The organism is Arcicella rosea, assembly GCF_014204325.1.
In the GTDB taxonomy this organism is placed as follows: domain Bacteria; phylum Bacteroidota; class Bacteroidia; order Cytophagales; family Spirosomataceae; genus Arcicella; species Arcicella rosea_A.
The window spans coordinates 121,750-136,207 of sequence record NZ_JACHKT010000012.1 but is presented as its reverse complement, the minus strand read 5'-3'; the positions used below and the strand labels follow the sequence as shown (position 1 = coordinate 136,207).

Here is a 14,458-nt window from a genome sequence, read left to right as displayed (position 1 = left end):
TAGCGATATGACAGATTACTTTTTTATCCCATTTTGAAGTAAATACAAAATTGTACTTTTTTAAGCAAATAAAAATCTTTTGCAAGATATGAGCTGTTAGCCTTGAGTTTTTCTTTTTATTTAAAAAACTAAATCTCATAGCTCAAGGCTCATAGCTCAATACTAAAAAACTCATTGCTCAAGGCTCACAGCTCAAGGCTAAAAAAATGAACACAAACGAAAAATTAATCCTTACTTTTTATGAAGCTTTTAAGGTAAAAGACTTCAAAACGATGGGAGATTGTTATCATCCCGAAGCGACTTTTAAAGACGAAGCCTTTGATTTGAAAGGGAAGGAAATTCCTGCCATGTGGCGAATGCTTTGTGGAGTAGGAGCAAGTACGATTGTAGAATTTTCGGGAGTAGAAGCGGATGAAAATACTGGCAAAGCTCATTGGGAAGCTTGGTACACTTTCTCGCAATCGGGCAATAAAGTACATAATATCATCGACGCAACTTTTACTTTTAAAGATGGAAAAATTATGACGCATCGTGATAAATTTAGCTTTTACCGCTGGTCGTCGCAATCCTTAGGAATGATTGGGAAACTCTTGGGTTGGACTCCCTTTTTGAAAAAACAAGTAAGAGAAAGAGCGATGGGGAACCTTAAAAAATTTATTGCCAAACATCCTGAATATCAATAAAATGGAAGAAGTAGTTGAACAATTAAGACTTAGAATTGATACTGTTGAAAAATACTTTTCAGCACATTCGGAAGCTGATTTAGCATTAAAAGCAAGTCCAGAAAAATGGTCTAAAAAAGAAGTATTAGGACATTTGATTGACTCCGCTCAAAGTAATATCCGCAGAATGGTCGTTGGACAATATGAAGAAAATGCTCATATCATTTACCGACAAAACGAATGGGTAAAAGCGGCTGATTATCAACATTATGATACAAAAGATTTAATTCAAATGTGGGTACTGTTGAATAAACATTTTTGTAGAGTATTGTTGAATTTACCCAAAGAAAATTACGAAACCATTACTAATTGGGGCAACGAAACTACGCCCATGTTGGGACAAGATTTGGTAACGCTTGAATTCGTAGCCAAAGATTATACTCGTCATCTCGACCACCACTTTTTGAGTTTGGAGTGAGGAGTTTGGAATGCTGAATACTGCTGGCATGAGTTCAATGGATGCCATAATGACTTTGTAAGATGTGTTTCTTCCTCACTCAAAGCGAATTTGCTTGGCTATTTTATCTTCAGATAACCTTTTCTTGTGTTAATTTTTTCTCCAGTTTACAAACTAAATATTGAATCTCAATCAGTAATGTTTCAGATGAATTACCGTTTAATAATTTTTTTAAAGAAATAGAATCGTGCCTATAAGTTATGTGCTGTTTTTTAGTGATATTGTAACATTAAGTATTATTTATAGTTGAAAAAAGAGGTTGATTGTAGAACTTTGCTATCAAATTTTGTATTTTTCGCTATTTATTTGATGAAATTATGAATAAAAATTCAGCAAATAAACCAAACACACAATAGGATTTATCATTAATTTATGAAGTACAAACTTAAAAATAAATATGTTGTAGGTGTGTTGTTAGCCGTTTTGGTATTGACAATTAATCAACTATTTATTCAATTTTGGTTAAACAAAAAGCATGAAAGTACAAAAAATATTCATTTATCTGTTCAGCAGATTGTACTAAGCCAACAGTTAAATCTTGAATTCATAAAATTATTAAATCAAGAACTAAGCCAAAAAGACCTTGAGAAAACTTTTAAAGATTGGCAAACTATACATTTTTCATTATTGAATGGCGATAAATCTTTAGGAGTGAATGCTGTTCAAAACTTGGATGCAAGATTGGGACTACTTACAAGTAACAGAAATGTTGCATTGATTAAACATTATCTGAAACCAAACTTTAAAATTGATTTAAAAAGGATTCAAGCAATCAGCGAAAACCAAGCTAGTTTTCTTGTCAAAATGAATCAGGTTATAAAAATACTTGAAGAGGAGCAAGATAAAGACCAGCAATTCGTCATAATGATGGAAATACTTTTAGCTATTCTTTCGGTTTTTATCATTGCAGCCGAAGTAATCTACGTTTTTCAACCCATCGAAAAAGAACTCCTTAAAACAATTGATGAACTAGAAAGCTCTGAAAGTAAATTGTTGGCCATCCTAGATAGTTCTACAGATTCTAATATTTTTATAAGTCCAGACCTAAAGATTGTTAATTTTAATAAATCAGCGCAAGAAGATGTTTTGAAATATCATAACAAACAGCTTACAGTTGGGGATGATTTCAGACCTTTCATCGCATCGAGTACAAAAGAGGCATTTTATGCTTTTTTCAATGAAGCCCTCAATGGAAAAATCACTGTTAAAGAAACTGAAGTAATTGCTAATGGACAATCAGTTTGGTTCAAAATTCGCTTTTTCCCTGTTTATGATTCACATTCAAAAATCATAGGTGTTACTTTCAACGCCACAAGTATTGATGAAGTAAAAAAAGCTGAGCTCAAAAGCAATGAACAAGTAGCACTTTTGAAGAGAATTGCTTGGGAACAATCACACTTGGTAAGAAATCCGCTTTCAAATATTTTAGGATTTACCAAAATTATATTAGACAAAGATTATCAAATCACCGAAGAGGAACGTAATGCTTTTATAGAACAACTAGGCGAGGAGGCTCAAAAACTCGATAAAGTTGTCAAAGAGATTGTCCGTGAAGCCTATTATGTTTACAACAAATAGATTTGTAAAATTAAGATTCAAGGAAAAACAAAAAAATAATTCTACACATTTACAACTTTTCAATCAAGTTTGCCGTCTATTGTTGAATTCACTTTATTTTTTAAGTGATGTTTTTTAACAATGGATTACCTTAAAAGTTTATCCTCTTAATCTTTCAAAATCTATCATGAAAAAGTATTCATTAGTACTAATGGCAATGTTCGCATTTGCCCTCGTTTTTAGTTCCTGTCAAAATAATGAGTTAGAAGAGCTTGAAAATCCTGACGACAGTATCAATACCAACGTACCTTCCGATAGTGTTTTTGGAGTAATCGTCAATGTGAAAATGGAAGTCGGAACAATAGTTTACGACAGTGCTTCAACTAATATCACACTTACTTCTTGGGACAAAAACAATGTTGTTCACCAAAAAGAAATAAGTATTAGTACAGCAAATAACAAAGTGTATTTGGTGAAAACACATCAGAAATTCCAGTTTAAATTTCAGAAATGGGGAATTACTCAACAACTAACCTTTACAAAAGAGCAAATCAAAGAAGGTGATGTAATTAGTTTTGGAGGAAAAAGTAACCAAAAACAATTAAATTCCGAAGAAAGCTTTATGGAAGCTGGCGGTGTATCAAGACCTTATTCAAAAGTAAATTATCAGTACAACGAAAATGGTTTGGTGAAACAAATAGACTATTTTCAGGCAGAAACCTCGACGGATGTCTTGAAGTTTTCTTTCAAAATGGTTTATAGTTATGAAGCAGGGTTGTTGAAAAAAGTAGATTACTCTGATGCCGAAAACAAATCTTTTGGTACTTCAACACTTACTTATAATTCAAATGGAAAAGTGGCTGCTATCCAAGAAACCAAAAATGGACAAACCGTTAACGCTACTTTTAAGTATGCAATAACAAATAATGTAGAAAATATCATGGCTGAATATACTTTCGATAATGGTAACAAGATGAACTATACTATCAAATACAAAAATGGAAACATTGTTGAAGATGTCGCAACGGGGTCATCAGGTGCAGAAAGCGGAAAGTATGAGTATGATTCAAATATCAATCCTTATGCACAAATGAACTTATACAGTTTGTTCTTGACAAACCTTTCAAAAAACAATAATATCAAACTAGATAAAGTATTTTCTGGAAGTATTCCTTCGAATGTTCCTTACAAGTTCGAGTATAAATACGATGCCAATGGGTATCCGACAGAATTTGAAAAAAGTTTTAAAACTTATACCAGTAATGCACATTTGTTCAAGATTAAAACGCTTTACAAATATTAATAAAATTTATAATTTCAGAAGCCTTCGCCCTAAGCGGAGGCTTTTTTTATGAGCTTAACCTATCAACTTTGAGCCAAAGATTATTCCTCTTAGCGAAAACTCTTTCTAGGAGTAGATTTTTATCGTGCATAATTTGTAAATTGAAATTTCATCAAATACTTAAAATCAAATTTTCATCGAAATGAAAAAAACTACCTTTATTTTATTTATACTCATTGGTTTTCAAGTATCTGCTCAGAAAATCATTCAGCGTGATCCAGTTATCGAACAATTGGTTTCAGAAGTAAATGCTGATAGTTTGAAATCACACATTAATAAATTAGTGAGTTTTGGTACACGTCATACTCTAAGTACAGCTACCGACAAAAAAAGAGGAATTGGTGCGGCTAGAAATTGGGTTTTGAGTCGTTTTCAGGAATTTGCCAAGCAATCTGAAGGCAGAATGACTGCCAAAATAGATTCTTGGGTATTGAAACCAGATGGAAAACGTGTGGATAAAGACCAAGACATGGGCAACGTCATGGGAATTTTGAAAGGAACAGACCCAAATGATGATAGATTTTTTTTAGTGTCTGGACATATTGATAGCCGAGTTTCAAATGTGATGAATAGAGAATCGGATGCACCAGGTGCAAACGACGACGGTTCTGGAACTGCGACTGTGATTGAATTAGCAAGAGTAATGGCTAAAGCAAAATTTTCTGCGACTATTATTTTCTTGGTGGTAAGTGGTGAAGAACAAGGGCTTTTAGGGGCTGATTATTTAGCACAAAAAGCTTTAGACGAAAAGTGGAATATAGAAGCCATCATGAATAATGATATTGTTGGCTCAAATAATAGCCACGATACTCGAATTATAGATAATACTCGTGTCAGAATTTTCAGTGAAGGTTTACCCGCTTTTGAATTAGATAAAAAAGCAGGAAGTATCCGAAACTTAGGACAGGAGAATGACGGAAAGGCTCGTCAGTTGGCTCGATATGCCAAAGAAGTTGGCGAACGTTATGTTGATAATTTAGAAGTAGTAATGGTGTATCGCAATGATAGATTTTTGCGTGGAGGTGACCACACTCCATTCGTTAATCGTGGTTTTGCAGCGGTAAGAGTAACCGAAATGAACGAAAACTTCGAACATCAGCATCAAGATTTACGTACAGAAAAAGGAATTCAATACGGAGATTTTCCAGAATTTATGGATTTTGAATACTTGAGAAAAAATACAGCCATGAACTTAGCAACACTTTCAAATTTAGCGAAAGCACCTGCAACAGTTCAGAACTTGACGGTTGACACTAAAAATTTGACAAATTCAACAACGCTTTTCTGGCAAGCACCAAAATCTGGAAAAGTAAAAGGTTATTATGTATTGATTCGTGAAACATATCAGCCTTTCTGGCAAAAGAAAATATTCACAACCAAAAATGGCATTAATTTACCTTATTCAAAAGATAATTACTTCTTTGCCGTTCAGGCAGTTGGGGAAGATGGTAACGAAAGTTTGCCGGTACTTCCAAAAGTCGGAATGTAATTAGAAACCACCGAGTACAAATAAGGCTATTTTATCAAGAGGTAAGATAGCCTTTTGTGTTTTAACAAATACTCATTTTAAGGTTGGTTTGGTTGAAATTGGGCAATTCTCTTCCTAAAAATTTAATCTCACCTCAAATTCGGTCATTTTATACTGATCATTAATTAAGCTTTTCATAGAATAGTTTTTTGGTACTATCCATTAATATTTAACCTTTTAAATTATTTACGGAAATGAAAAGCAAAAAAGAAAAAACGCTTACTAAACTTGAAAAGAACGGAGGAGAGCAACCCAACAAAGTAATTGTAAAGAAAGAAGAAAAAACTTGGGATGGTCCACTTGGTGAAGCCCTTCGCCAAGCAGAGTCTTCTCAAAGATATGCTCCACCAGAAGCTATTCCTAGAACTGAAACAATAGAGACGGGTAATCAAAACCCTTTGGGTAATCCAGATGAAATTAATCCACAAACACAAAAGCCAACAGTCATTCAGCAACCAGTTTCAAATGAAGAAGAAGAGCTTAGTTCAGAAGAAATTCAAAAACGAAGTGCAGAGCATTCTGAAAAAAACAATGTAAGCGACAAACGTGGTTATAATGAATTGAAAGTGAAAAAAAGTTAGTAGTACAAAAAATCTAAATCTATAAATACTTACTTTATTTCCCAATCACAATAATGAATGATTTAATTGTTTTTTAACTTTTCTAAGAAGTAATATTGATTTTTGATATAATGATAGAACCTTTCAAAGATTCAATGTAATTTCAAAGGATAAATTTGAAATTTATGCCAATTGTAAAACACGCTGATTATCAAGCTCCTTTTTGGCTACCGAATGGTCACCTCCAAACCATCTTTCCATCAGTTTTTCGTAAAATTAAAACTGTAAAATATCTGCGTGAAAGAATTACGACTCCCGACAACGATTTTTTGGATTTAGATTGGGCAAAAGCAAATACTCAGTTTTCTGAAAATAATAAAAAGCTTGTCGTTTTATCACATGGTTTAGAAGGCGATTCTACTCGACAATACATTACTGGAATGGTTCAACTTTTTACTCAGCATGGTTTTGATTGTTTGGCTTGGAATTTTAGAAGTTGTTCTGGAGAATTGAATAGAACTACAAGATTTTATCATTCTGGTGCTACCGATGACCTCGACTGGGTAATAAAACACGCTATTTTAAAAGATTATCAAGAGATTTATTTAGTAGGTTTTAGCTTAGGTGGAAACCTAACGTTGAAATATTTGGGCGAACAATCAGAAAATCTGTCTTCAAAAATCAAGAAAGCAGTTACATTTTCTGTACCTTTGCACCTCTCAAGCAGTAGTCAGACAATCGGGTGGCTTTATACCAAACGATTCAATGATTCCTTGAAAAAGAAAATTTTGGCAAAAGCAAAACTTTTTCCAGAGCAAATACAAACTTCAAACATCTCGAAAATCAAAACGTTAAAGGATTTCGATGATTGTTACACTTCACAACTACATGGTTTCCAAGATGCAGAAGACTATTACGAACGTAATAGTTCCTTATACTTCTTGGACAAAATCCAGATTCCAACGTTAATTATTAATGCTCTGAATGACCCTTTTTTATCAAAGGCATGTTTCCCTTTTGAAAAAGTAAATGCTTTAGACAACGTATTTTTCCAAGCCCCTGAAAACGGTGGACACTGTGGATTTTACCAAGATAATTATCAAGGAATATTATGGTCTGAAAAAAGAGCTTTAGCGTGGATAAGTAATAATTAGATTTAAAACAATCAAGATAAACTACCTCAAATCGGTAGTTAAGGACAATATGAGTACCAAAACAGTCGAACAAAAAATAAATTACGTCATTGATTTTGACAGTACCTTCACAAAAGTGGAAGGATTAGATGAATTAGCTGCAATTGCTTTGACTGGTCATAAAGACCATGATAAAATTGTAGGTGAAATTAAAGCCATTACTGATAAAGGCATGGCTGGCGAAATCGGTTTTGCAGAATCCTTGAAAGCAAGAGTAGCTCTTTTACCTGCTAATAGCGACCATGTAGCTACTTTGATTGAATTCTTGAAAGGAAAAATCTCCAATTCATTCCTTAGAAACGAAACATTTATTCGTGAAAACGCTGCCAATATTTATATCGTTTCTTCTGGATTCAAAGATTTTATCGTGCCAGTGGCTACTGGAATGGGTATTTTAGCAGAAAATGTTTTTGCCAATACTTTTACTTACGATGCTGAAGGAAATATTACGGGTTATGATACCAACAATCTTTTATCGCAAGATAAAGGTAAAGTAAAGTTGTTGGAAGACTTGAAATTTGACGGCGAAGTTTATGCCATTGGCGATGGTTACACCGACTACGAAATGCGTGAAGCTGGTTTAGCATCTAAATTTTTCGCTTTTACTGAAAATGTAGAACGCCAAAAAGTAACCGACAAAGCCGACGAAGTAGTGGCTTCTTTCGATGAATTTTTATACATCAATGGCTTGACTCGTTCGCAGTCTTATCCAAAATCTAAAATTAAAGTACTTTTATTAGAAAATGTTCACCCTAAAGCTGTGGAGGCTTTTAAAATGGAAGGTTTTCAAGTAGAATTATTGAAAGGTGCTTTGGATGAAGATGAATTAATCGAGAAAATCAAAGGCGTTTCAATTTTAGGTTTACGTTCTAAAACAAACTTAACTAAAAGAGTATTAGAGCATCCAAATGCTAGTCGTTTGATGACGGTGGGAGCTTTTTGTATTGGAACTAACCAAATTAATTTGGATGAATGCGAGCGTCGTGGTATCGCCGTTTTCAATGCTCCATATTCAAATACACGTTCAGTCGTTGAAATGGCGATTGGCGAAATGATTATTCTTACTCGTGATTTGTTGACGAAATCAAACAAAATGCACGAAGGTATTTGGGATAAATCAGCTAAAAATTCTTACGAAATCAGAGGTAAAAAATTAGGTTTGGTAGGTTATGGAAGTATCGGTACTCAGCTTTCGGTAATTGCCGAAGCGATGGGTATGCAAGTGTATTTCTATGATGCGGTTGATAAATTAGCGTTAGGAAATGCTAAAAAATGTAAGACTTTAGAAGAGCTTTTAAATATTTCAGATTTTATTTCAATGCACGTGGATGGTCGCAAAACCAATGCGAACATTATCGGTGAGAAGGAATTTGAAATGATGAAAGACAATGTAATTTTCATTAACCTTTCTCGTGGACATGTAGTGGAAATTCCAGCTTTAGTAAATGCCTTGAAATCTGGCAAAGTGTGGGGTGCAGCCGTGGACGTTTTCCCTTACGAACCAAAAACAAACGACGAAGAGTTTATCAACGAATTGCGTGGTTTGCCAAGAGTAATTCTTACACCACACGTTGGAGGTTCAACAGAAGAAGCTCAGGCAAACATCGGTGAATTTGTGCCAAGCAAATTATTGCAGTTTATGAACAACGGTAGTACTTATGGCTCTGTAAACTTCCCAGAATTGCAATTGCCAGCTTTAGAAAACGCACACCGTTTATTGCATATTCACCAAAACGTACCGGGAATTTTGGCGAAAATCAATAACATTTTTGCCAAATACAACGTCAATATTCAAGGACAATATTTGAAAACAACTACCGAAATTGGTTATGTAATTACAGATATTTCAAAAGAATACGCCGACGAAATCATCCAAGAATTAAAAGGGATTGATAATACGATTAAGTTTAGAATGTTGTATTAAGATTCTGAAAACAGCTTATATTTGTGCCACGTAAGTGGCACAAATTATTTATACCCATCAATAAAGCATGATTAAGAAAATAACGATTCAAAATTTCTTTAGCTTTGGCACTGAACAAACCATCGAGTTGAATGCTGATACCAATGTTCTTGTAGGAATCAACGGAACAGGGAAATCAAATTTCATCAAGGCGATACGTTTGTTGAAGGCAAGTATTGAAGGAGATTTTGAAAAACTATTTTCGCAGAGATGGGGAGCATTTGATGGAGTAGCAAATTTTATTAACGCTGATACAAGTGAGATAAATATAGCCTATGTTTTTTCCCAAGAGTCGATAAATAGGAATGCAGTTATAAGAAATGTCGATAGTGATATTTTTTATAAGATAGATATTCAAAGACAAGTTCGAGGATATAAAGTTCAAGAGAGTATCCTCGAAAATGAATATATTTTAATGAAGCGAGAGGATGGTGATAAATGGTCTAATAATAAAGAGTATGATATTTTCATGTGCATTCTTGCTATTGTACATAAGCTTACTGTTCATGACTATTTCGATACATCCTTTGAAAGCCCCATTCGTCAATTATCACCTTACTATTCAGAAGAGAATCTTTTAAGTGACGGCAAAAATCTGACAGCTTTATTGAGTTATTTGAATGGGAATTCTGTTAAAGCTTTTGATAAACTTGTAGAAGAGTTTAAAAATATAAACCCAAATTTCAGAGAACTCGTTTTTACTACACCAGTTGCGGGAAAAAGCTTACTTTCGTTAAAAGAGAAAAATTTAGATAGATCCATCACCATTGAACATATTTCTGATGGAACGTTACGATACTTATTATTACTTTCTATTTTTTATAATCCTAAAAGAGGAAGCGTAGTTTGTCTTGATGAACCAGAAATGGGTTTACACCCTGATATGATTTATGGTATTTCAAGAGGCATTAAGTATGCTGCTCAAAACGGTACACAAATGATTATTGCTACACATTCGCCTTTGTTATTAAATGATTTTGAATTAGAAGATTTAATGATTTTTGAGAAGAATGAAGCGAATGAGACGATTGTAAAAAAGGTTTCAGAAGAAGATTTTCCAGATTGGGAAGGAGAGTTTTTAGCTGGACAAATGTGGCTAAGAGGTCAAATTGGAGGAAAACGATGGTAGAAGTAAGCATTTTATTAGAAGGTGGCGTTCATCCTAATAGTAATGCCAGTGCCGATACTTTTGATAATAGTGAAAAACTTCGTGAGAGTTTTCATCAATTATTATCTGCTGGTTTAGACAATACTGATAATATAAGTATTGAAATTGATACCAAGGCTTCTTATACCAGTGTTTTAAAAGCAATCAAATCTGAAAAAAGAGTAAGCTCAAATACTTTAGCTCTTTTGGATTTAGATGGAGATGAAAGCCAAAGAGATACTCTAATCAAACAATATGAATTGGATGAGTATAGGGAATCTGTATTTTTTATGATTCAAGCGATGGAAGGATGGATACTTTCTCAACCAGAGGCTATTGAGTGTACTTTTCAACAATACGAAAGAATCATTCAAAGTCCGATGGCTGAGTTTTCGTTGATTCAAAACGTAAAACCTGAGAGTATTGAAAGTCCAGATAAAGTACTGAATTCACTCTTACAGGAATTTTTTCAATATGAAAAAGGAGGAAAGATAAAGAAAGTCAAATACGGAAAATTGAAAAACTCTTATCTTTTGATAGAGCAACTTGATATTAATGAGTTAAGAAGGCAATTTGCTGATGTCAATAATTTACTGAACAAGATTAAAGATTTAACCATACATGCGTAAAACATACTTCACCCCCGGCCCGGCCGAATTATTTCCTACAGTAGAACAACATTATAGAGATGCTTTTGAGCTTCAATTAGGCTCAATCTCGCACCGTTCTGCTCAGTTTCGTAGTATTTATCAACATACAGTTGAGCAATTGCGTATTTTGATGGACATTCCCGAATCAAATGGTATTTTCTTTACAGGTTCTGCTACTGAAATTTGGGAACGTATTATTCAAAATACAGTCGAACACGAAAGCTTTCACTTGGTCAATGGTTCTTTTTCTAAGAAATTTTACGATTTCTCGAAAGAACTCAACAAGTATGCTCATCAATACGAAAAACCTTTTGGTGAAGGTTTTGATTATGCCGAAATTACTGTTCCAGAGTATTCAGAATTGATTTGTACTACTGCCAACGAAACGTCGTCGGGTGTACAGATGCGTCCTGCTGAAATTCATAAATTGAAACGTGCCAATAAAGATAAATTTGTGGCGGTTGACATGGTTTCTTCTGCTCCGTATCCAGATTTAGATTTCAATACCATTGATACTGCTTTCTTTTCCGTACAAAAATCGTTTGGAATGCCAGCAGGTTTAGGCTGTTGGATTGCCAATCCTGCGATGTTGGAAAAGTCAAACCGCATGAAAACGCACGAAAATCAAATCGGTACTTATCATAGTTTGCCTTCTTTATTCAAAAATTTTGAGAAATTTGAAACGCCTGAAACACCAAACGTAATGGCGATTTATGTGTTAGGTAAAGTAGCCGAAGACATGAATAAAATCGGTATCGAAACGATTAGAAAAGAGACAGAAAGAAAAGCAAAACTATTATACAGCTTTGCTGAAAAATCAGACTTTTTAGAGATTTTTGTAAAAAATCCAGAACATCGTTCGCAGACCGTTGTGGTAGTAAATGTAGTTGGAAGGTCGGCAGCAGATATTATCAAACAAGTACAAGCAGATGCTAATTTAGTCATAGGCTCAGGTTATGGCGACTTTAAAGCTTCTCAACTACGCATTGCTAATTTCGCCGCAGTGAATGTTGAGCAAGTAGAAGCCTTGATTGAAGTCATGAAAAAATAAAGAGTTATTGCCTTAAAGTCTTTGAATTTTAATCATTCAAAGACTTTATTTTTTGTTAGTTAAACAACAAATACCTTTCTAATCAACATCGTTATTAATCAAACCTTTTAATACTATTATTCAATGGATTCAGTTGCTCAGAATTATACTTTTCGTTGGGGAATTATCGGTTGTGGGAAAATAGCCGAGAAATTTGCAGATGATTTAAACATTTATGTGCCTAATGCTACTTTGCATGCTGTGGCTTCTCGTGATTTAGCCAAAGCAAAAGATTTTGCTGAAAAATATAAGGCTACTCATGCTTTCGGAAGTTATGAAGAAATGATACAAAGTGGCTTAATTGATGTAGTTTATATCGCCACACCCCATGCACAACATCATGAAAATACTTTGATGTGTTTGGAAGCAGGAGTGCCCGTTTTGTGTGAAAAAGCTTTTGCCATCAATACACAAATGGTTCAAGAGATGATTGCGAAATCTCAAGAGAAAAATCTTTTCTTGATGGAAGCTATCTGGACAAGATTTCATCCTGCTATCAATCAAGTTGAAGCAATTATCAAAGCAGGAACAATTGGTGAAATCAAGCACATTGCGGCTGATTTCGGTTTCTTGGCACAATATGATGAAAACGCACGTCTTTTCAATCCAGCACTTACGGGTGGTTCTTTGTATGATATTGGCATCTATCCTTTGTTTATCAGTAAATTATTATTGGGTAAACCTTCTGAAGTAAAAGCTGTAGCTACTTTTGCACCAACGGGTGTTGATATGAATTGTGCAGTAGCTTTAGCTTTCCCGAGCGGTGCTACAGCTTCTTTATACTCAACTTTAGCGGCTGAAACAGAAACTACTTGTATTATTTACGGTACTAAAGGAAAGATTGCTATTTCTGGTCGTTTCCATGAAACCTTTAGCTTTACTTTGAAATTAGCTGGCGAAGAGCCTCAGGTATTTCAAACAGAAAGAAATGGTTATGGATACAGTTATGAAGCCATTGATGTACAACGTTGTTTAACAGAAGGAAGAATTGAAAACGATAGACTTCCTTTACAATTTAGTTTAGAATTGATGGAATTGATGTGCGAAATCAGAAGTCAGATTGGACTAAAATATCCTCAAGAAGCTTAACACTTCGTTTTATCATATTTATACGTCAGGTGACATTTCAAATTTTAATGTCAAATAAAAGCGGTCGGAAAACTAATTTCGACCGCTTTTTTATGATTGATGGACAATGAATTCCTACTGTTTGAGCGAAGCGAGTTTAGGAATTCTTGATTTTCTTTTGTTACTTTTCTTTTATCAAGAAAAGAAAAGTAAGGACAAGACAATAATGACTACAAAATCTTTGAAATTGTCTAATAGCTTACTACTTTAAGAGAAAATTTGGAATAATTCATGTTTCATTTCCACCAAATACAACATAAAATGGGATTATTAAGAAATATTTTCGGCCCAAGTAAGGAAGAAATCTGGGTACAATTAGAGCAAGAAATCAATGCACAATTTATCTTGAAAAAGAGTTTTCTGGTAGATGATTCTAAAGTAGTACTGGAACATAAAAATTGGACAATCGTACTGGATGTCTTTCATCGTTCTACAGGCAAAAGCACGATACCCTATACCAGAATGCGTTGTGCTTATGTAAACAAAGATGATTTTAGGTTTGAGATTTTCAAAGAAGGTTTTTTTGCAACAATCGGGAAGTACTTTGGTATGGAAGATATTGAAATAGAAGATAAAATCTTTGACGATACTTTTGTGTTAAAAAGTAAGAATCCTGAGAAAATAAAGACTTTGTTCAAGGATGAAGACATCAAAAATGATTTTCTGGCATTGTCTAGTTTATCTCAATTTCAAGTAAAAGTTAAAGACGATGAAGGTTATTTTGGACAACATTTTCCTGAAGGCGTTGATGAGTTATATTTAGAAGTTGTGGGTGTACTTAAGGATTTAGAGAAGTTAAAAATCATGTTTAAACTCTTTTCCGAGATTATGGATAGACTTTGCGAAATCGGTTCAGCCTATGAAACTCGCCCTGAAATTGATTTACAACAGCAATCTATCTTCATTAAATCTAAGTAAGTTTAAATGAAGATTACCAATCTGTTTTCTACTATTTTTCACCCTTGAAAAAAATATTTGTAAGGGTGAAAAAAACATTTTCACCCCTGAAAAACTATTTAGTAGGGTAGAAATAAATATTTTCACCCCTGAAAAAATATTTTGTAGGGTAGAAATAAATATTTTAACCCTTGAAAAAGTATTTTGTAAGGTAGAAAAATATA

13 protein-coding genes are annotated in these 14,458 nt (G+C 33.9%); all 13 read left to right on the top strand.

Translation table 11 applies throughout. The features are described 5' to 3' along the window. Positions 1-206 precede the first annotated feature (206 nt). Positions 207-683 (top strand): nuclear transport factor 2 family protein, encoded by a 477-nt coding sequence (locus tag HNP25_RS10275; protein WP_184133901.1) that lies wholly within the window; start codon positions 207-209, stop codon positions 681-683. A gap of 1 nt (position 684) precedes the next feature. Further along, positions 685-1,140, top strand: coding sequence for a DinB family protein (locus HNP25_RS10270; protein WP_184133899.1), 456 nt, complete (start codon positions 685-687; stop codon positions 1,138-1,140). 411 nt (positions 1,141-1,551) lie between these two features. Beyond that, entirely contained in the window at positions 1,552-2,757 is a 1,206-nt protein-coding gene (locus tag HNP25_RS10265; protein ID WP_184133897.1) for a PAS domain S-box protein, read from the top strand. 166 nt (positions 2,758-2,923) lie between these two features. Then, positions 2,924-4,039, top strand: a complete 1,116-nt coding sequence (locus HNP25_RS10260; RefSeq protein ID WP_184133895.1) for a hypothetical protein — start codon at positions 2,924-2,926, stop codon at positions 4,037-4,039. 181 nt (positions 4,040-4,220) lie between these two features. Then, positions 4,221-5,567, top strand: a complete 1,347-nt coding sequence (locus tag HNP25_RS10255) for a M20/M25/M40 family metallo-hydrolase (protein ID WP_184133893.1) — start codon at positions 4,221-4,223, stop codon at positions 5,565-5,567. A 233-nt stretch (positions 5,568-5,800) separates the two neighbouring features. Next, positions 5,801-6,187 (top strand): hypothetical protein, encoded by a 387-nt coding sequence (locus HNP25_RS10250; protein WP_184133891.1) that lies wholly within the window; start codon positions 5,801-5,803, stop codon positions 6,185-6,187. A 164-nt stretch (positions 6,188-6,351) separates the two neighbouring features. After that, entirely contained in the window at positions 6,352-7,320 is a 969-nt protein-coding gene (locus tag HNP25_RS10245; RefSeq protein ID WP_184133890.1) for a YheT family hydrolase, read from the top strand. 49 nt (positions 7,321-7,369) lie between these two features. Then, positions 7,370-9,283 (top strand): phosphoglycerate dehydrogenase, encoded by a 1,914-nt coding sequence (gene serA, locus HNP25_RS10240; protein WP_184133889.1) that lies wholly within the window; start codon positions 7,370-7,372, stop codon positions 9,281-9,283. A gap of 67 nt (positions 9,284-9,350) precedes the next feature. Beyond that, positions 9,351-10,451 carry an AAA family ATPase gene (locus HNP25_RS10235; RefSeq protein ID WP_184133888.1) on the top strand — a complete coding sequence of 367 codons (1,101 nt, stop codon included), beginning with the start codon at positions 9,351-9,353 and terminating at the stop codon, positions 10,449-10,451. Continuing rightward, complete coding sequence (locus tag HNP25_RS10230) at positions 10,445-11,098, top strand: DUF4276 family protein (RefSeq protein ID WP_184133887.1); 654 nt, start codon at positions 10,445-10,447, stop codon at positions 11,096-11,098. Before HNP25_RS10235 ends, HNP25_RS10230 begins: the two co-directional genes overlap by 7 nt. Continuing rightward, positions 11,091-12,170 (top strand): aminotransferase class V-fold PLP-dependent enzyme, encoded by a 1,080-nt coding sequence (locus HNP25_RS10225; protein ID WP_184133886.1) that lies wholly within the window; start codon positions 11,091-11,093, stop codon positions 12,168-12,170. The genes HNP25_RS10230 and HNP25_RS10225 overlap by 8 nt, the downstream gene beginning before the upstream one ends. 123 nt (positions 12,171-12,293) lie before the next feature. Continuing rightward, positions 12,294-13,298 carry a Gfo/Idh/MocA family protein gene (locus tag HNP25_RS10220; RefSeq protein WP_184133885.1) on the top strand — a complete coding sequence of 335 codons (1,005 nt, stop codon included), beginning with the start codon at positions 12,294-12,296 and terminating at the stop codon, positions 13,296-13,298. A gap of 300 nt (positions 13,299-13,598) precedes the next feature. Then, positions 13,599-14,255 (top strand): DUF3137 domain-containing protein, encoded by a 657-nt coding sequence (locus HNP25_RS10215; RefSeq protein ID WP_184133884.1) that lies wholly within the window; start codon positions 13,599-13,601, stop codon positions 14,253-14,255. The last annotated feature ends 203 nt before the right edge of the window (positions 14,256-14,458 follow it).